Genomic DNA, 19,903 nt, shown 5'->3' with positions numbered 1-19,903 from the left:
TATTTACGCAAAAAAGCCCCAGTTAGGGGCTTTTTTGTATCTGCACATCAATATTAGAATGCAGTTGTATCTTGGAAAAGACCTACTTTAAGATCTTTTGCTTCATAGATAACGCGGCCATCAACTTCTACAGTGCCATCAGCCATACCCATGAATAATTTACGTTTAATAACACGCTTCATGTCTAAACGATAAGTTACTTTTTTAGCTGTTGGTAAGATTTGACCTGTGAATTTAACTTCACCTACACCTAGTGCACGGCCAAGACCTGGGCCGCCAGACCAGCCAAGGAAGAAACCAACTAATTGCCACATTGCATCAAGGCCAAGACAACCAGGCATTACCGGGTCACCTTTAAAGTGACAATCAAAGAACCAAAGATCAGGGTTGATATCTAGTTCAGCAACAATTTGACCTTTACCATGCTCACCGCCGTCAGCAGTGATAGAGATAATGCGGTCCATCATTAACATGTTGTCACTTGGTAAACGACAGTTGCCTTCACCAAACATTTCACCTTGACCACAAAGGACCAATTCTTCTTTTGTATAGCTGTTTTTAGGTTCCATAACTCTTATTCATCGCTTAGAAATTGCCCCGTACTTTAGCGTACACTTGTACGCTAAACAACTCGGAGCAGTTAATTAATTGCTATTTTTCGCCTGTTTTATGACCATTTAATTAAACTGTCGCCGATAAAGGGAGATAAAACCGCGCATTGTGAAGTAAAAATCATTATAATTGCTGTGATTCTTTAACCAGTCTAAAGGAAATTTATGATCCTTTTTGTAAACTCACTGACAGTGATTGATTTTTCTTACTTGTGTAATAAACGCGGCGCAGTTGGCGAGAGCTGGATTGTGGATTTAACTCTGCATGGCCAATTAAATGATGAGTCGATGGTGCTTGATTTTGGCTTAGTTAAAAAGCAAATCAAGGGCATTATTGATAACTGTATCGACCATAAACTTGCAGTGCCTGCCAAATTAAATGGTTCACTTAAACAGCATGCTGAGCACAGCGTGCTAGATTGCCATTTTGGTGATAATTACCACCTAGCTATGAGCGCTCCAAACCAAGCATTTTGTTTAATAGATGCAGATGTTGTTGATGAAAAGTCGGTAACCGAGTTTTTAATCAAAACCATTATGCCAGAGCTGCCTAGTAACATCGAAAACATCGAAATTAAATTATACCCAGAGCATAGCCAAAGTTTTTATTATCACTATAGCCATGGTCTTAAAAAGCACGACGGTAATTGCCAGCGTATTATTCATGGCCATCGCTCTCAAATAGGTATTAGTCTTGATGGGATGGCAATGCCGCGCTTACAAAAAGAGTGGGCAGATAAATGGGAAGACATTTATTTAGCGACTGCTGAAGATGAAATTAACAAAGCAGACCTTAAACACGTAACAGCACATGACAATGATGTGTGTTTTGCTTACACATCACAGCAGGGCTATTTTGAAATGGCGATTGATAAATCACGCTGTGACATTTTGCCTTGCGATACTACTGTAGAGTGCATTGCTGATTATTTAAGCTCTCAAGTAAAAATCCAATACCCAGAGTCAGAAGTAAAAATTACGGCTTATGAAGGTGTTGGCAAAGGGTCTATCAGTTATGCGTAAAGGACTACTGTTAGCAATATTAGCTGGGGTGTTTTCACTTTCAGCTACTGCTGTCGAATTAAAAGGACATTTAACTCAAGGTGGCTTAGTAACTGGGCAAATCGAAGGTGCTAAAAGTGTAAATTTCAATGGCGAGCCACTTAAACTATCTTCTCAAGGTGAGTTTGTATTTGGCTTTGGCCGTGATGCAGATACAAATCACAGCTTAAGTTGGACTGACAGCAAAGGTGTTAGCCACGAACAAGCAATTGTCATCACTAAGCGTGATTATAAAATTGACAAAATTACTGGTGTTGCAAAGAAGTATGTTTCGCCACCAAAAGAAGTGTCTGAGCGTATTAGCCGTGAAGCTGTGGCTGTACGTAAAGCCCGCGAAGTTAATTCGGATTTACGATACTTTTTAGACCCTGTTTATAAACCAGCTACGGGGCGGATCTCGGGTGTTTATGGTAGCCAACGTTATTTTAATGGCGAACCACGCAGACCTCATTTTGGTTTAGACATTGCCAATAAAACAGGTAGCCCAGTATATGCGCCGGTTAGCGGTACTGTGGTGTTTGCTGATGCAGACTTATATTACTCTGGTGGTACCTTAATTCTTGATCATGGCCATGGCGTTACTTCTACCTATATTCATTTAAGCAAATTAGATGTCAAAGTAGGGGATGAAATTAAGCGTGGCGATAAAATTGCGGAGATCGGCGCGACCGGACGCGTAACCGGCCCTCATTTAGACTGGCGTTTTAATTGGAAGAATGAACGCCTTGACCCTGCGCTAATGATGCAAGACACATTAGCTAATGAAAAGTAGAGACTATGACACAACAAATCGATCGTGACGCTATTATTGCAAAGCGTATTGCTGATTCAACAACATCAGTTACAAAAACAGTTTTTCCTGGCCGTACTAATCACCACAATACTTTATTTGGTGGTGACGCATTAGCTTGGATGGATGAAGTAGCATTTATTGCAGCTACACGTTTTTGTCGTAAGCCACTAGTAACGATTTCGTCTGACCGTGTAGATTTTAAAGAAGCCATTCCAGCAGGTACATTTGCAGAGCTTATCTCGAAAGTTGTGCATGTAGGTAATACCAGCCTTAAAGTTGATGTTGAAATCTTTTTAGAAAGAATGCACAAAGATGACAAACACTTAGCTATTTCTGGCAGCTTTACTTTTGTTGCGGTTGATGATAATCACAGACCAACGCCAGTTGTATGCGATAAAATGATCAACGGTTTCGAATAAAACTGTCTGAAAGTGTTAACTGAGTTAAGTACCTTCGGGTACTTAATTTTGCATCTGTAAAGAACACATCATACTATAATTTGTTATATGAATCTCTCAGCAAGAAACAATATATGAAGCTATAAATAATCAAAGGGGGAGAGTGATGCGTTTACTATTTTTATTCAGTTATATAGCTCTATTAGTGTTAGCCTTTAATCAATTCGATAATTACCTGTTTGATTTAGCGGCTGCTTTACGGGGCGTGCTGATTGTATGTAGTTTTGTCCCCGCCGTTTTTTTATTGTGGTGGAGTAAAAAGCTCTCTTTGAGTTTACTTGCTTTAAGTATTGGCTTAGTTCTATTTCATTTTAAACCTTACTCAGCTGATACAGAGGCTAACAATACTGATATCAAAATCGCGCAAATAAATTTGCAATATAGTAATCCGAATTTATCACAGATCATCAAAACCCATTTTGTAGAAGAACGAAACGATATCTTAGTGCTGTTTGAGTTTAATGATACTCAGCGCCATGTTCTTGATGAGCTAAACACTCAATATCATGTGTTTGGTTATGCCGAAGTAGAAGGGGCGCCATTTGGTATTATTGTTATTTCTAAACTGCCTATTGTGCAAAAGCAAATTAAACGCTTTGACAACCCAAAGCTTGGCTACGTAAAACTCAGCTTTTTAAACAATAACGTTATGTTAAATAGTGTGTTTTTGCATCCTCCATCACCTAGGACTCACACTTTGTGGACTCAGCGTAATAGGGTTTTGGCAGAAGTTAATGCAGAAATTAAAAATTTGAAAGGCAGTTGGCTAGTTGCTGGCGATTTTAATACAGTTCCATGGTCTCGCTACTTCATTAACACAAACAACACCTGCTTTAATAGCATGGGTTACTATGGCAGTTGGTCAGCCACTTCGTTATTAGCGAGTTTACCTTTTACAGATTTGCCAATTGATCATTGCCTTGCAAGTGACGACATAAGCATATCGCGTGTGCAAACTTTACAAGTAAAGGGTAGTGACCATAAATTACTTCAATACGAATTAACATTTGATAATCCCTGATTAATTTTAAGGTGGCTATTTTCAATCAATATTTCAACTAGCATGGTTAGTTCAAAATTATCCCATGGTTTAGCTGTGATCATGTTAGCAATATTATTCGTTAATGCATTTTTCGAAGATTCAAGTTCTGCGTAACCGGTTATTAATAGTCGAGAACAGTGTGGTTGTAGCAGTTTAATATCTTCTAAAACAGCAAAACCACTAATTGCAGGCATCAGCAGGTCACATATGACCAGGCTGATAGGGTTTTGCTGCACAAACTCGATTGCAGATAAAGGATCGCTAAAACAAACAACATGGTTATTTGTACCTAACAGTCGTTTTAGCGATCGTAAAATAGCTTCATCATCATCAATGATTACGATGGTTTTTTTCATGAATGTGCTCCAAATAAGTGCTTTAAATCATAGAGCATATGTTTAAAGTTTCGTTTATGAGGAAAGAGCCAAAATGCTTTGTTTGAATACATTAAGGCTTTTGAATAATGCCCAAGCTCACGATAAAACTCGCCATAGCATTCACTTAATCGCGCCTTAATTTTTTTAAGCTCATTGTTTGATACAACAGATTGGTTACGATTTATAATTTCGACCATCGCCGCTAAACGGTTCTCTCTGTTTGCTGTAATAGAATTGGCGCGCATTAAATAGTGCATTGCACACAGAGTTGAGTAGGCGACATCACCGCGTTTAGCTATTTTTAACCAGCAATCTAAATCGGTAGCGCTACTTAATTTATTGTCAAAACCACCCACACCAACAATGGCTGAACGTTTAACCATTACTGATGATGTACCAACAATATTGGTGGTGATCATTTGGCTGATTGGGTTTTCAAGTAATTGGAAATCTTTACTTTGTTTATTGCATTTAAACTCAGGCCAATAGTCGAAGCATCCAATTATGTCCTCATTCTGTTCATTAAAATGCATATAGTCTGTGAAGCTTAAAACACAATCTGGATGTTTAAGATGGAATGCAAGTTGGCTAGCGAGCTTATCTGCAGACCAATAATCATCGGCATCTAAAAAAGCAAGGTAGTCTGAGTTTGCTTGTGTAATTGCAAGGTTTCTTGCAGCAACAACACCTTTTCGTTGTTGACAAAAAATCCGTACTTCATTTTTTTCAGCGGCAAGTTGTTGTAGGTAGTCGATACTGCCATCAGTAGAGCCATCATCGACAATAATGATCTCGAACTGCACATTTTTTTGCTGATAAATGCTGTTAATACAAGTATCTAAATACTGTAAGCAGTTGTAGTTTGGAATGATAATACTGACTTGGCTGTTCATAATATGCTCCAAAAGCATTTCTTCACGTAGTAAAGGATACGCAATTTAGACGCCAGCTTTAAATCTGTATTTTCTGTTAAATAACTCAGCCTTTTCTCTTTGTGCGTTGCATTTTGCAAATGCAACGCATGTTTTTATCTCATTTCGAGAATTTAGTGGCTTTTTTGTCGGGTATGGAACTTGCCATAGCTCTTATAACCGTTTTTATAGGAGCGTTTTTTATGAAACACATTGCTATATTAGTCCCAAGCTTTCCGATTGCATCAGAAACCTTTGTGGTAACAGAAATAAAAGCGCTGTTAAACGCAGGGCACAAGGTAACGGTTCTCACCTTCGAAAAAACCAGTGTGTTGATTAACTTAACCAGCGCTATTGAAGTGAAAAAAATCACTAAACCGGCGTTTAAATTAATACTACCTTCAATGCTAAATATTTATAAGTTAGTAAAAGCAGCTCACACTGCAGCTCAATTTAAATCAATTTCAACCCAATCATTACTTGCGTACGGTTATCAAATTGCACGATATATAAAAGCGGCGAAGATTGATCATCTACATTGTCATTTTATGCATGGGCCACTTGCTTATGGCATAGTCGCTGCAAAGCTGGCTGATATAACTGTGTCGTCGATAGGTCATGGCCATGACGTTTATGTAAACAACGCCGATTTAAAACCAAAACTAGCGCTTTGCGATTTTTCGATTGCGGTATGTGAAGAAATGGCAATGCAATTTAAACGCTTCTCAAAGAGCAATGTTAAATTACTTCATTGTGGTATTGATACCAGCCAATTTAAATATGTGCCTTCATCACTCAATGAGTCAGTACGATTAATTTTTATAGGTCGTCTTGTTGAAAAGAAAGGGCTGCAATTTCTTTTACCCGCACTCAAACACATTCCTAAAGAGTTCGGTATTACGCTCGACATTGTGGGCGACGGCCCAATGCTCAACGATTTAATGTACATGGCAGAAGAACTGGGGATCCGCAAATCTATTCGATTTTTAGGCGAAAAACCCCATGATTGGGTTAGCTCAAACCTGATTTATTACTCAGCACTTATTGCCCCATTTTGTATTGCAGAAAATGGCGACCGTGATACGGGCCCGTTGGTCTTAAAAGAGGCCATGGCCTGTGGCCTGCCTGTATTAACAACTACTTTGATGGGGGCAAACGAAATTGTAACCCCAAACGTGGGTATGAAGTGTATGCCCGGCAGTATCTCTGGGCTAAGTAAAATGCTGTATAAATTCCATCAGCTTTCTCCTCATAAACGCTATTTACTTGGTCAAAATGCGAAGCAACACGTTAACGAGCATTACAACGCCGTTAAACAAGCAGAGCAACTTTCCAAATGGGTTGAATCTTTATAGGGAGGTTTTATGAGTAACTTAAAACAAATTAGCTATTTTGCTTTAGCTATCCTTGCAGTTAAAGGGTTCGGCTTTATTTTGTTACCCATAACCACGCGCTTTTTAGAAAAAAGTGAGTTTGGCGAACTTAATTTCTTAGTCACTATGTCGGCGTTATGTTCTCTGATTGTTTCACTTGGCTTGCCAGAGCTATTGCTCAAACAACAATATTCCTCTTTTCGTGAGAAAATGGCGTTATTTAGAGATTCGTTAGTATTAACAATCGGATTTAGTGCGGTTTTTTTAATTGGGTGTTTTTTATTTGCCGAACAAATAATTTCCCTATTACCTGCGCAAATTAGTGTGCTTGATTTTAGGTTGCTCGTTGTTAATTTGTGTTTTGCATCAGTACTTTCAATCCCTTATACCTATTATCGTTTGTTTGGCTATGCGCAAAAATATTGTTTCTATAGTATTGCTCACGCAGTCATGCAAACCTGCTTAACTATCACTTTACTCGTTCTGGGCTTTAACGTGACAGGTGTGATGGCTTCAGGCGTTGCCTGTACGTGCATTATTATGTGTTTAACTCTGAATGATATGAGTTCGGCCCTAAAGGTTAGCTACTCACGCTTTAGCTGGCGAATCAAAAAATCGCAAACGATTTTTTTAACCTCTATCATCGCTTCAGGCCTTTTCGTTTATGCCGGAAATGGCGCAGAGAACTGGTTTATTGTTGCCCAGTTTAATGAAAGTGTCTTGGCAAGCTATTACGTTGCTGCGCAATTTGCCATTATTACATCCTTCACCTTTGAGCCAATTCGTCTTTGGTGGTTTGCTAAACGATTTAGTTTAATTAAAGAAGATAAAAGCCAATATCAACGTTATGCAATTACCTCTTTAAATGCCGGGTTAGCGATGTGTATTTTAATGAGCTTGCTTGCACCAATCGCGCTTAATTCGGTTCTACCATCAGACTATCATGGAAAAAATAGTTGGCTGATTTTATTAATCATTATTGTCGCTATTCGCCATCACAGCGATATTGTTAATATTGGCTGCTACATGCACAAAAACGGTGTGTTTGTATCAATAATAAACTTTTTAACAGCACTTCTTGGGCTGAGCTTATTGCATTTTTTAGTCCCAAACCAAGGTGTAGAAGGGGCAATCCTCGCACTAATCATAATGCAAAGCTTCAAATTGGTTTGTTTATATTCAGTTAGTCAGTACTTCGAACCTCTACATTTAAATTTTGCGGCATTAATTCCGAGCTGGTTAGCACTGGGGTCTATGGTTCTTATCACACTAGAGTTTAACGAACTCATTTTTGCTAAATGGGTTGTTTGCTTTTGCTATTTTGTCGGCCTTTCATTTCAATATAAAACCTTGCTTGTGCAGGTTATGAAAAGTCTAGTTAAGGGGCATCAATATGCTCAATTACTATAAACAAAATCAACTATTCATTAATGGCATTTTGGTCACTTTACTTGTCGTTGCGACTTACGCATTGCTAGGTCCCATTGCCGTATTTGCCTTATTATTATTACCTTTTGCGGCTTTTACGGCAGTGAAGGTAAGCGTTGCGTTTATCATTTTGTTTATATTGTTTAGCTACTTTAGATTGCACGAAGCATTTCCGTTTTTGATGCCGTTCAAAATTCCAAAGTTACTCGCGTTGGCCTCTTTATTAGGGATTGTTTGGCATCTATTTATCTCGCAAAAATTAAAACCGCACTGGCATACCAATCATCTAATCTTTTTCATTTGGTTTGTGTGGCTCACTGTTTGTGTTTTTAGTGCCTCAAATCGTGGCTTAGCGATGGAATATTGGTCTGGTGTACTCACAAAAGTACTGATTATGGTATTTGCAATATCCTGGTGGATGACCACGTTAAAGCATTTTAATGTGGTACGAATTGGCATCATGATCTCAGGAGTCGCTATTGCCTTGGTTGCCCTTAGTAACAAAATGAATGGTATTGGTCTAGTTGAAGGAACCCGCGTCACAATTTCTCGTGAGCTGCGTTCACAGCTAGGTGACCCAAACGATTTATCGCTGGTAATGATGTTCCCTGTGTCTTTTTTAGCAGCCGAAGTGTTTGATTCAAATGCGCATAAACTAAGACGTATCATCGCCTTTATCTGTTTGATCACGGCAATTAGTGGCGTAGTTGCGACGCAAAGTCGAGGTGGTTTACTCGGCATTGCTGCTGTTCTTAGTTTTTTCATTTATCAAAAAGTTAAAAACCCAATTGTTGTTGGCTGTATTGGTGCGGTAGGCATGTTAGCCATGGTTGCATTTGCGGGTATCGCAGACAGGCAAAGTGGTGGCTCACACGAAGGGGGAGTAGATGAATCAGCCATGGGCCGTATTTATGCGTGGCAAGCTGCCATCAATATGGCGATATACAATCCATTGACCGGCGTCGGGGTTAATAATTTTGTTGTTAATTACTATTTTTATAGCCCGCATTGGGATGGCAAGAATCATGCAGTACACAGTACATGGTTTCAAGTATTAGGTGAAACAGGCCTTGTTGGCATATGTATTTTTGTCTTAGTAATTGCCTGTATTTACCGTAGCTTAAACCGTGTGTTTTTAATGAATAAGCAAATTAAAGACGAACAAATTGATGTAAATGCTAAAGCGCTAAAAGGCGGTTTAATTGGCTTTATGGTATCAGGAACCTTTTTAACTCAAGCATTTACATGGCCTATTTATATCATTCTTGCTTTAACCATTGCGTTAGAAAAGCTTGTAATTGATAAACAAAGGGAGACCTCACATGAGTGAACAAATTAAACACTGGCTTAAATCAAGCGACAGTGCAATTGCAAAATCGCTTTTTCAAATTGCCAAATCGATTCGCAATCCGCAAATGTGGGTGATCCCAGGCATTCATTCACTGTTATATAAATTACATTTAGTTATAAAAACATTGCTGAGTGAAATTGGACGAATTTTTTACTATACGCCCTTGTTTAAAAGCCAAATTAGCGGTTCAAAAGCTAATTTATACCTGTATTCAGGGATGCCTCAAATATTAGGAAAACTTGAAATAAGTTGTAATGACAATACCCGAATTAGCGGTATCAGCACATTTTGTGGGCGTAGTCATGGTCATTACACACCCAAACTAATAATTGGCAGTAATGTGGATATAGGTTGGCAAAATGCCTTTTCAGTTGGCCGTAAAATTGTACTTGAAGATGATGTGCGTTTAGCGGGAAGGGTATTTTTAGCTGGGTTTCCAGGTCATCCATTAAACTCTGCAAGACGAGCAATAGGTGAGCCTGATGACGAGTCACAAATAGGCGATATCATCATTAAACAGGGCGCCTGGATTGGTACAGGTGCGACTGTACTTGCCGGTGTCACAATTGGTGAAGGGGCAATCGTTGCTGCAAGTGCGGTCGTAACCAAAGATGTACCAGCAAATACCATCGTGGCCGGTAATCCAGCAAAAGTAGTTAAACAGCTGGAGGACTGATTATGAAATTCATTGTATTTGGTGAAGATTGGCAAAGCCACCCAAGCAGTACTCAGCATTTGTTCAAACAACTGGCACAACAGCACTCCGTTATTTGGATTAACTCGATAGGTATGCGTAAACCAACATTGCGTTTAGTTGATGTAAAGCGGGTCGTCAATAAATTAAAAAGCCTTTTATTATCAACAAAGAAAACGAAAAACAATCGAACAGCAAACAAAATAAACGATGACAATTTCACTGCACACACATTAGCGGTTTTACCTTGGCACGATAACGTTTTAGTAAGGTTATTTAATAAATGGGTTTTTCAACGGAAAAATTTTATAGACGATGAGCCAATTGTTTATTGGCTAAGTGTGCCAACAGCAATCAGTTTAATTGCGCCGCGCGAGCAGGATAAAGTGGTGTATTATTGTGGCGATGATTTCGCAGCTCTTGCAGGCGTTGATCATAAAATGGTTGCGCCGTTTGAACATGAGCTTATTGAAAAAGCAGACACTATTTATGTTGTCAGTGAGCGTCTTGCCAACAAAATGCCAAAGCACAAAGTAAAAATGCTCTCACATGGTGTCGATTTAGCGCTTTTTACTACGCAAACCGCGAAAGCCTCTGAACTTGAGCATATAAGTAAACCTATCATTGGCTTTTATGGTTCTCTCAATGCCTGGTTAGATAAAGCCTTATTGTTAAAGCTCGCTAAAGAGAGGCCAGACTATCAAATAGTGCTAATTGGCCATCTAGTAGAGGATTTCCAACAGCTTCTAAAACGTCAGAATGTAACGCACATAGAGGCTGTTGATCATCAGCGTCTAGCCTCATTTTCGCAGCATTGGCAGGTATCCATCTTACCGTTTGTTGATAACGATCAGATCAGAGCATGTGATCCTCTTAAATTAAAAGAATACATAGCGACGGGCACACCCATCGTAACCACACGTTTTGCTGCGGTTGACCCATACCAAGAAACGATCTTAATCGCTGACAACCATCAGGGCTTTATTGAGCGCGTTGATTATGCTGTGAGCTTAAGTAAATCTGATTTCTTAAATTGGCGCGCAAACCAGTCATTGCTTGCACATAACCATAGTTGGCAAGCAAAAGCCTCATTAGTCTGCAAGCAACTTAGATTTTGCTGATTAAACTATTCAACCCAAAAGCTGCATCTTGTATCGCTTCATCATGCAGCTTTTTTCATTTTGGCTCACTAACTGCAATTTACTAATTAGCTAAGAAAATCTTGGTCAATTTTTATCAATTTGCGAATTAACACAGAGTAATTTCGCAAAATGCAAAGCAAAAGGTAAAACATGTTAGTAAAAGAGCAGATCAAACGGTTAATTTATTTAGGGCTTTATGCGCTATACACGCGTATTAAGCTCTTTATCATTCCGTTTTGCATTATTCCAATTGTCGTTATCGCACTTGGATTATCAGCTCAAAAGCAATATACCAATCACGCAACGATTTTGATTGAAGAGTCAGCGTTACTGAATCCTTATTTAGATGATCTTTCTTTCTCGTTTCAGCTTTCTGATCGTATGGCTGCACTGCGTACCTTAGTTATTAGTCGCAAAGTACTTATCGCGGTTGCTAAAGAAACTCAATTAATCGCAGAAGATGCGCCACCCAAACAAGTAGAAGAAATTCATCAACAACTCTCAAAAGCCTTATCGCTTTCTTTAATTGGCGATGAGCTGGTACGTATTAACTTTATTTGGCATGACCAAACGCAAATGAAGCCTGTGCTAGAAAAGGTGGTCGAAAAATTTATCGAACGCTTACTTGCCCCAACGAAGGCATCACTGGATACCTCTGAGCAGTTTTTCTTTAAACAACTTGATAGTTTACGAGAAGAACTTGAGCTTTCAGAAGAAGCATTAGCTGTCTTTAAAACACAAAACAGCAATACCTTACCTGATGTATTACACAGTAATCGTCAAACCTTTGATAATTTACTAAGCGAGAAACAACAAAAGCTGATTGCTCTTTCAGGTGCCAAAGCAAAGCTAAATGCACTGGTGAGCAAGGTTGGTCAAGCAAACCCAATTTTAGGCAATTTAGAAGAAAAAATAGTCCGTACTGAATCTGAGTTAAGTCTTTTACGCACACGCTACACCGAAAAACACAGCAAAATCATAGAGAAGAAGCGCACTCTCGCAAATTTAAAAAACCGTCAACAGGCGTTATTAGAATCAAGCGAAAAGCTCGATACCACAAACCTCGATCAGTTATGGCAAATGGTAAACACCTTACCATCTGGTGATGGCAAAGAGAGTAGTGTTTTGGTCTCTCAATTACTTGCCCTAGAAGAAGCACGCAATAATTTACTTCAGCAAGAGCAAGAGTTTGCGATGTTAGAAGAGCAGGTAAAACTTGTAAGTGAACGTTTGTTAGTAACCAGCGATGTTGAAAAACAGTTACGCAAATTAGAGCGCGATTACGAAGTTAAGCAATCACTTTATAAAGACATGCTTAGCCGTTATGAAATGGCGAAAGTAACAGGCAAGTTAGTTAAATACGAAGGTCCAGATAAAGTAAAAACCATAGAACGAGCTTACAGCCCGACTCAACCAATCAATACCTCTATGGTGATGACTGTCATTGTGGGTCTCATTCTTGGTATTTTCACAGGTGGTGCAAGTGTATTTGTTGCAGCGCTTTGTGATAGCCACCTCAAAGATATTAAAACCATTGAAAAACTTACCAGCGCACAGGTGGTAACAGTACTTCCTATCGTCAATGCCGAGACTAACTTCGGTAACATTGAAGGAGATAAATCATGAATGTCATGCACTTAGTTCAACACCTGCAAGTAGGTGGCCTTGAAAAAATGGCAATTACACTTCTCAAAAATAGTCAATTTAGCCGCTCTAGCATCATTGTTTCGCTCGAAGGAGACAGACAGTCTGCTTTTGAACAGTGGCCCGAATTAGAAGAATTTAGCCATCGTGTTATTTGCTTAAATAAAAAGCCCGGTATCAGCTTTTCTGTTATCGCAAAGATTAAGTCTTTAGTTAAAGAGCACGATATCGATATCATCCATAGCCATCATGTTGGCCCAGTTATTTATGCGGGCTTAGCGTGCGCATTGTCGGGTGATTCAGTTCGCCACATATCAACCATTCATGACGCTTGGTATTTGAACAATGTTAAGCAATGCACATTTACAAAGTTACTTGATTCGATGACGAACATTTATTGGGTCGCAGATGCGCGAATAGTTGCCGATGAATTTAGAGCCAAAACAGCCATTATCCCAGAACGAACCATTTTAAATGGCATTGATTGCGATAGCTTTATAGCAATCTCGCAAGACACGGCAAGAGATCAGCTTAACTTACCAAAAAAGATAAAACTGGTTGGCTGTGCGGCACGCTTAATAGATGGCAAAGGGCACAAAGATCTTATTCACGCTTTGCATTACTTACCTCAAAACTATCATATGGTATTTGCAGGAGATGGCGACCAGAAAGTGGGGTTAATGAATTTAGTGCGTAATTTAGGGCTAAACGAGCGTGTTCATTTTCTTGGTAATGTTCACGATATGCGCGCATTTTATTCAAGTATCGATGTTATGTGTTTGTACTCACAACGTGAAGGCTTACCACTGTCAATTATTGAAGCCATGGCTTGTGGTATTCCCGTAGTTGCATCCGATGTTGGCGGAATTAATGAAGTGCTCACTGCTAACGAAGGAGAGCTTGTCTCTCCTAAAGAATTTAGCCAGCTTGCCCCAGCAATTTTAAGAGCAAGCAAACTACCGCATGGTTTATGTATTCGTCATCACGCTATTGCTGTTGCTGATGCAAGAACCATGAGCAGTAAATACGATAGTTTATATTCTGCTTTAGCAGTGTAGGAGCCAATCATGACTATTTTAACGACCTTATTTGTCATTTTACTGTGTGTTGCGCTGTATCATCACATTGGTTATCCGTTATTACTTAAGTGCGTTAGCACAAAAAAAGTAAAACCGGTTAAACCTGCACAATACGATGAAAATACACTCCCTAACATTGCTATCTTGATGTGCGCTTATAATGAACAAGCCCATATAGCAGAAAAGCTACATAACTTAGCGTCACTGGTTTATGACAGGAACCATTACACTATTCATGTATATTTTGATGGCTGCACCGATAAAAGTTATCAACAAGCCCTTAAAGCTCAACAGGTTTTACATAAACAAGGTGTAAAGTGTTTCTTTCATTTTCGTGATGAAAACCAAGGCAAAGTTCAAGGATTAAACACCTTAATGGGCGTAGCCAAATACCATAACGACATTTTGCTTTTCACCGATGTCAGTGCATTACTCAGCATAGATGCATTAGACAAAGTAGCCCAGCAGTTTAGTGATCCTAAGGTCGCTATTTCGACCGGTGTTTACACCTTAGATGAAAATGCCCCTGATGCGCAAAAAGCTTATTGGCAGTATCAGAATAAGGTTAAAAAATCAGAGTCAAACCTTGGTGCCGTGATTGGCGTACCCGGAGCGATGTTCGCCATGCGTGCTGAATACGCGTGTGAATTAGAGAAAAACACCATCAACGACGACTTCGTGCTATCAATGAAAGCGTTAAGCAAAGGGGGTAAAGCCATTGTTGATGAAGAGGTGGTCATTTACGAACGTGAATGCGACGAACAAAGCGAAGATTATAAACGAAGAGTACGTGTTGGCGCTGGTAACTGGCAGCAGATTAAAGCACTGCTTTTATTACTTAATCCGCGTTTAGGCTGGACGTGTCTAAATTTCTTTTCGCATAAAGTCCTACGTGGAGTGATGCCAGTTATTTTAGCGGGTATTTATGCCTGTGTCTTTTTAGAAGCCCTCGTGTCGCAGTCGTTGTGGTCTGAACTTATCGCAACAGCAATTTTATCGCTTCATACCGTGCAAGCGATTAAAACGCTATTCGAGATTAAAAAACGTATTCCTATCGTCGATAAAGTGAATTACATCTTAAATAGCTACTTTTTAGCACTTTGGGGGATCATCCGTTACCAGCAAGGTTATTTTAATAACCCATGGCAACGGGTGAAAACGGCAAGTAAAAAACCAACAAAATCGATTATTAAAATCATTAAGCGAAGCTTAGATATTACAGGTGCCTTATTTGCGCTAAGTCTTGTTTGGCCTGTGTGTTTAATCGCCGCATTGGCAATAAAGCTAACCTCAAAAGGGCCAATCATCTTTAAGCAACTTAGGGTAGGTGAAAGCTCTGATGATTTTGTTGAGCTATTTTATGTTTATAAGTTTCGCTCTATGGTGGTTGATGCGGAGTCACGTTCAGGCGCTGTGTGGGCCAGTAAAGATGACCCAAGAATAACAGCGGTCGGGCGTTTCATGCGTAAAACCCGGATTGATGAGCTCCCACAGTTAATTAACGTACTTAAAGGTGAGATGTCATTAATTGGGCCACGCCCTGAGCGCCCCGTATTCTACGGTAAACTAGAAAAAGATATCCCTTACTTTTGCCAGCGTACTTATGGCGTTAAACCGGGTATCTCTGGCCTTGCTCAGGTGATGAATGGTTATGACGAAACCATTGATGATGCACGCAGTAAAATTGGCTGGGATTACGCTTATTCACTCAGTATGTCGTCACCACGCGCTTGGGCAAAACTAGAGTTTTCAATTGTGCTTAAAACATTACAGGTCGTTTTTACCGGAAAAGGCCAATAACTAACTAGCTTTTTGCAATATCAATTAAGCAAATCACGTTGCATAATGCAAATTAACAGTAAAAAGTTAATTGCATTATGCATCGCCTCGATATTTAACCATTAAATATCAACATCTTATAAACTGGCATTCTAGTTGTACTAGTTACTATGACTAACCCATTATACAAAGGTGCAGATCATGGCTAACAACACTACATTCTCAAACGAAACCAAACTAATTTCACTACCAACTGATTTCTCTGGTCTTGCCGTTGATGGCTTTAAAGACCAGTTTGAAGAAGTTGCACACGGCAAACAACAAAGTGTGGTTCTTGATTTTACCTCGACGAAGTTCATTGATTCATCTGGTATCGGTGCCATGGTGTTTTTATATAAACGTATCGAGAAAAAAGGGCAAAAACTATCACTGCTTAATGTTTCAGGGCAACCGCATAAGTTAATGAGCCTATTAAGGGTTGATAAAACGATTCCATTTATCGAACAAGCTGATATCGCGTGAGGTGATTTATGAAGCACATACTATTTACAGTCATTTTGCTCACGCTTGGTGGATGTGCTTCTTGGCCTGATGAAGGGCAAGGAGGCTGGGCTGAAAAATATCAAAATTACCCGCTAACTGATGAGCAACACGAGATGATTTACGACACGCAAGAAACGGTCGTATTGAGTGAATTTCAACATCATGTTTTAAAGTTAGATCTATTAAAAGCACAAGGTATTAAGCAGTGTATGCCTGCCCAATTACTTAAAGCGCAAATTTACGAAAACCGTATTAGACGCCTTATAGCTGCGCAAATGTGGTCTGATGCTGAGCATGACTTATTGATTCATTATCATGGCTTAAATCAGCTTGCTAAGCACTTTGAGACCGTCAACGCAATGAGCCAATGTGCAGGAGGAACACAATCTGAGACAACCATGACGGCGTCGTTAAAAGATCAAATCAGCGAGCTTTTAAACAGTGATAATCAGTTTTCGCTAAACGATTTTCAGGTTACTCCGAAATACTTAACACGTTTAGCACAAGCGGCTGACTTAATTAAACAAGTTGATGAAGTGGACTTACTGCTTGTTGGTCATGCAGATATAAGTGGTCAGCAACAAAATAACTACGAGTTAGCACTTAAACGTGCGGAAACAGTGAAACACTGGCTTGGCATTTATGGGGTGAATCCAGCAACCATCACCACCTTAACGCAAGGTAGTTTAACGCCATACAGTGATGAACCTGACTCACGATCAAAACGCCATTCTGATAGACGTGTTGAAGCGATTATTATCGACATGAATGAAGAAAAAAGCACGAAACAAAGCCATGCATTATCCAGCTGGACCAAAATCCTAAATGGTCCTAAGGAGCAATAACATGAAACAGTTAATCTTACTTTGCTTACTGATTTTCGCCTTACCGACTTTCGCTGAAGAAATAGAAGTAGGTAATAAACTTTACTTATATTTACCAGGTGAAGCTGAGTTTAGCGAACCGTTTGAAGTTGATAAAGAAGGCACAATTACCTTACCTGAGCTAGGTCGTTTTAAAGTAGCAGGCTTACAGCTTGATGATGTGCAAAGCCAACTACGCACAGCATTAAGTGAAATGTATGTGGCGATGGATGACTTTTACGTTGAAATTCACTCTCGTGATATTTTCATTAATGTAATGGGCTATGTGAACGATCCATCGCAAGTGAGCATCCCTAAAGATGGCAATATTCAAATGGTAATTGCGCGAGCAGGTGGATTAAAACCAGGCGCTCAGCTTGACCGTTTACAAATTCGCCGTGCCGGCGAGATGATTGAGTTTAACTATAAAGCCTACCTAGACTCAGGCAACATTGATTTGCTTCCTACACTTCAAAGTGCAGACACGGTATTTGTCCCTGTGTCGCCACTATTAGGAAACGTGCAAATCGACTTTGATGCACAAACGTTAAGTGCATCCGGTGACGCAAGTGATAACAGTGCTATCACATTGCTTGGCGAAGTACACAATCCGGGCAGCTTTTCATTTAAAGAAAACATGAGTGTACTTGATGCTCTGATGCGTGCCGAAGGGGTAACACGCTATGCCGATGTGACGAAAATTCGCGTTATTGTCGATAAGACACCGGTTGTATTTGATTTAAAAGCTTATTTAGATAAACCCAATAACGATACCATGCCACAGCTTAAAGCAGGCTCAACCATCTATGTGCCAATTATGGTTGATGATGTAAATACCACATCAAGAACTGTCTATATCATGGGTGAAGTACAAAAGCCTGGCGCTTATGAAGCAGCAGATAACACCAGCTTCTTAGACATACTTGCCAATGCAGGTGGGCCAACTCGCTTTGCCGAAACGCGTCAAATAAAAATCTTAACGCCAGCCGGCGAAAGCATCCTGTTTGACCTGCAAGGCTACAGTGAAGGGCTCATTGCTGTAAAAGTGCCGAATCTAAACCCAGGCGATGTGATTTTTGTACCAGAAAAAACTGATCAAAATGAAAAAAGCTGGTTAAAAGTTCCCCCTAAGCGTGCCATTAAAATTATCGGCGCCATTTTATCGCCGGGTCGTTATGAGTGGAGCCCTGAAATGGACTTTACAGACTTACTGGCTCATGCCGGCGGTCCAACCAAAGGGGCAAACATCAATGACATTAAAATTGTCAGAAACGGCGAAATCACTAAACGTTTTGATTTAGAGCAATACACGATTAATGATTCAGGTAAATATGCTTTACCTAATTTATTGGCTGGCGACACCATTATTGTTGAAGAGTTACCGGTTGACCCTGCAGACAATAAATCACAATGGATCCGTCAAGAATCAAGCAAATCAATATATATTATGGGGCAGGTGGGCTCACCAGGTCGTTATGCATTTAACACGAATATGCACTTTATCGACATTTTAGCCGCCGCTGATGGCCCTACAGATAACGCTGATTTACGTAATATTCGTATTACACATCGCAATGATAACACCGCAAGAGTTAGCAAGTTAAACCTTGCACTGTATTTTGAAACCGGTGATGAAACATTATTCCCGCATGTGTTACCGGGAGATACTATCTACATTCCAGAAAAAGATAAAGATTGGCTACGTACACCGAAAGAGCAAGTAGTTCGTATTATGGGGGCGGTTGAAAAGCCAGGTCGTTACAGCTTTGATGACACCATGACGGTACTTGATGTACTTGCAGAAGCGGGCGGTCCATCGAGCTCAGCGCTTATCGACAAAATTGTGGTGGTCAATCACTCATGCTGTAAAGAGCAGTCTCGTGTGTTTGATTTAGAAGAGTTCGTAAAGAACCCTAATTCAGCGTATATCCCGGTGTTACGCGCTGGCGATACCCTTTATGTACCAGATAAAGGCCAAGATTTAATGAGTCAGTTTAAATCAAACTTCTTAGATTTTATTACTGTTGTTGCTTTAGTGGTGGGCTTATGAAACTAATACCAGCGCAATACCAAGAACTTGAAGCCGTGTGTAACGAGATAGATAACACTAAAGCGCGTTGTATCTGCTTTATCTCATTAACGGGGAATGAAGGGTCTACATCGCTATGTGCCAGTGTTGCAAAACGTTTAAGTTTGCAGGCGGCCAAAGTTTTAATCATCGATTTAAACCCACTCAATCCGTTTAAATTTGAACAACCAGACACAGTTGAATCATGGTGCTTTAGTGATATCTCATGTCAGTTGAATATCATTAATACTGAGCAAGTTGATTTACTGACTATGCAACACTTAAGAGAACTTGAATCAGTTAAAAGTAAAAATGTGCTGAATGACGCCATTGAACGGATAAAACAAGAGTACGACTATATTTTTTTAGATATGAGCCCGGCGTTAAAATGTAATCGCGGTAATGTACCACTGCATGCTTTAAGCCTATGTACGGATCTCACATTTTTAACGGTATCGCTTGGCTATAACGATGAAGAAGCCTTGTGTCATGGGATGGCGAATTTAGAACATGCTGGTGTAACTAAGATAAAAATAGTTGTTGCCCAGCATCAATTTGCACCTTTAGGTAGCCGTATCGTTAGAACTCTTAAAGCATTTCAGCCAAAATGGCCTAAACTGACAGAGTATCTATTAAACAAAGTTATTAAACAGCGTTGGTTATTTTTACCCTACTGAGACTCTGA

At 39.7% G+C, this 19,903-nt stretch carries 19 protein-coding genes; 16 read left to right on the top strand and 3 right to left on the bottom strand.

Annotated elements, in window-relative coordinates:
- Window positions 1–53: 53 nt before the first annotated feature.
- The gene (gene fabA, locus NH153_RS15185) at window positions 54–569 is read right to left on the bottom strand and encodes a bifunctional 3-hydroxydecanoyl-ACP dehydratase/trans-2-decenoyl-ACP isomerase (protein WP_063705319.1); all 516 of its coding nucleotides are present in this window, start codon (window positions 567–569) and stop codon (window positions 54–56) included.
- A 207-nt stretch (window positions 570–776) separates the two neighbouring features.
- On the opposite strand from fabA, the gene NH153_RS15180 reads away from it, so the two are divergent.
- From NH153_RS15180 to NH153_RS15165, 4 genes are all read left to right on the top strand, one after another.
- Window positions 777–1,634, top strand: coding sequence for a 6-carboxytetrahydropterin synthase (locus NH153_RS15180; RefSeq protein WP_063705317.1), 858 nt, complete (start codon window positions 777–779; stop codon window positions 1,632–1,634).
- Window positions 1,627–2,445: a M23 family metallopeptidase gene (locus NH153_RS15175; RefSeq protein ID WP_063705314.1), complete on the top strand. Its 819-nt coding sequence runs from the start codon at window positions 1,627–1,629 to the stop codon at window positions 2,443–2,445. The genes NH153_RS15180 and NH153_RS15175 overlap by 8 nt, the downstream gene beginning before the upstream one ends.
- Before the next feature lie 5 nt (window positions 2,446–2,450).
- Window positions 2,451–2,885 (top strand): acyl-CoA thioesterase, encoded by a 435-nt coding sequence (locus tag NH153_RS15170; RefSeq protein ID WP_063705312.1) that lies wholly within the window; start codon window positions 2,451–2,453, stop codon window positions 2,883–2,885.
- Window positions 2,886–3,030: 145 nt separating this feature from the next.
- Entirely contained in the window at window positions 3,031–3,945 is a 915-nt protein-coding gene (locus tag NH153_RS15165; RefSeq protein ID WP_063705310.1) for an endonuclease/exonuclease/phosphatase family protein, read from the top strand.
- Here NH153_RS15165 and NH153_RS15160 read toward each other — a convergent pair.
- Together NH153_RS15160 and NH153_RS15155 are read right to left on the bottom strand one after the other, a co-directional pair.
- Window positions 3,915–4,322 carry a response regulator gene (locus NH153_RS15160; protein ID WP_063705308.1) on the bottom strand — a complete coding sequence of 136 codons (408 nt, stop codon included), beginning with the start codon at window positions 4,320–4,322 and terminating at the stop codon, window positions 3,915–3,917. The genes NH153_RS15165 and NH153_RS15160 overlap by 31 nt on opposite strands.
- A complete protein-coding gene (locus NH153_RS15155; protein WP_063705306.1) occupies window positions 4,319–5,236 on the bottom strand; it encodes a glycosyltransferase family 2 protein in 918 nt (305 codons plus the stop codon). The genes NH153_RS15160 and NH153_RS15155 overlap by 4 nt, the downstream gene beginning before the upstream one ends.
- A gap of 221 nt (window positions 5,237–5,457) precedes the next feature.
- On the opposite strand from NH153_RS15155, the gene NH153_RS15150 reads away from it, so the two are divergent.
- The 12 genes from NH153_RS15150 (at window position 5,458) to NH153_RS15095 (ending at window position 19,895) form a co-directional block, all read left to right on the top strand.
- Window positions 5,458–6,609 carry a glycosyltransferase gene (locus NH153_RS15150; protein WP_063705304.1) on the top strand — a complete coding sequence of 384 codons (1,152 nt, stop codon included), beginning with the start codon at window positions 5,458–5,460 and terminating at the stop codon, window positions 6,607–6,609.
- 9 nt (window positions 6,610–6,618) lie between these two features.
- Window positions 6,619–8,037 carry a lipopolysaccharide biosynthesis protein gene (locus NH153_RS15145; RefSeq protein ID WP_063705302.1) on the top strand — a complete coding sequence of 473 codons (1,419 nt, stop codon included), beginning with the start codon at window positions 6,619–6,621 and terminating at the stop codon, window positions 8,035–8,037.
- Window positions 8,021–9,385 carry an O-antigen ligase family protein gene (locus tag NH153_RS15140; protein ID WP_063705300.1) on the top strand — a complete coding sequence of 455 codons (1,365 nt, stop codon included), beginning with the start codon at window positions 8,021–8,023 and terminating at the stop codon, window positions 9,383–9,385. Before NH153_RS15145 ends, NH153_RS15140 begins: the two co-directional genes overlap by 17 nt.
- The gene (locus NH153_RS15135) at window positions 9,378–10,082 is read left to right on the top strand and encodes an acyltransferase (RefSeq protein WP_063705298.1); all 705 of its coding nucleotides are present in this window, start codon (window positions 9,378–9,380) and stop codon (window positions 10,080–10,082) included. Before NH153_RS15140 ends, NH153_RS15135 begins: the two co-directional genes overlap by 8 nt.
- 2 nt (window positions 10,083–10,084) lie before the next feature.
- Window positions 10,085–11,221: a glycosyltransferase gene (locus NH153_RS15130; protein WP_063705296.1), complete on the top strand. Its 1,137-nt coding sequence runs from the start codon at window positions 10,085–10,087 to the stop codon at window positions 11,219–11,221.
- Between the two features lie 171 nt (window positions 11,222–11,392).
- On the top strand, window positions 11,393–12,868 hold the full coding sequence (locus NH153_RS15125) for a GumC family protein (RefSeq protein WP_063705293.1): 1,476 nt from the start codon (window positions 11,393–11,395) through the stop codon (window positions 12,866–12,868).
- On the top strand, window positions 12,865–13,944 hold the full coding sequence (locus NH153_RS15120; RefSeq protein WP_063705291.1) for a glycosyltransferase: 1,080 nt from the start codon (window positions 12,865–12,867) through the stop codon (window positions 13,942–13,944). The genes NH153_RS15125 and NH153_RS15120 overlap by 4 nt, the downstream gene beginning before the upstream one ends.
- Before the next feature lie 9 nt (window positions 13,945–13,953).
- Window positions 13,954–15,765 carry a sugar transferase gene (locus NH153_RS15115; RefSeq protein ID WP_063705289.1) on the top strand — a complete coding sequence of 604 codons (1,812 nt, stop codon included), beginning with the start codon at window positions 13,954–13,956 and terminating at the stop codon, window positions 15,763–15,765.
- Between the two features lie 180 nt (window positions 15,766–15,945).
- On the top strand, window positions 15,946–16,266 hold the full coding sequence (locus tag NH153_RS15110) for an STAS domain-containing protein (RefSeq protein ID WP_063705287.1): 321 nt from the start codon (window positions 15,946–15,948) through the stop codon (window positions 16,264–16,266).
- Between the two features lie 8 nt (window positions 16,267–16,274).
- A complete protein-coding gene (locus tag NH153_RS15105; protein WP_063705285.1) occupies window positions 16,275–17,132 on the top strand; it encodes an OmpA family protein in 858 nt (285 codons plus the stop codon).
- 1 nt (window position 17,133) lies between these two features.
- Window positions 17,134–19,200 carry an SLBB domain-containing protein gene (locus tag NH153_RS15100; RefSeq protein ID WP_063705283.1) on the top strand — a complete coding sequence of 689 codons (2,067 nt, stop codon included), beginning with the start codon at window positions 17,134–17,136 and terminating at the stop codon, window positions 19,198–19,200.
- The gene (locus tag NH153_RS15095; protein WP_063705281.1) at window positions 19,197–19,895 is read left to right on the top strand and encodes an AAA family ATPase; all 699 of its coding nucleotides are present in this window, start codon (window positions 19,197–19,199) and stop codon (window positions 19,893–19,895) included. The genes NH153_RS15100 and NH153_RS15095 overlap by 4 nt, the downstream gene beginning before the upstream one ends.
- Window positions 19,896–19,903 lie beyond the last annotated feature (8 nt).

The sequence above is a fragment of the Pseudoalteromonas gelatinilytica genome, assembly GCF_001641615.1.
Taxonomy (GTDB): Bacteria; Pseudomonadota; Gammaproteobacteria; order Enterobacterales; family Alteromonadaceae; genus Pseudoalteromonas; species Pseudoalteromonas gelatinilytica.
The sequence above is the reverse complement of the archived record's forward strand: the minus strand, read 5'-3'. Positions and strand labels throughout refer to the sequence as shown.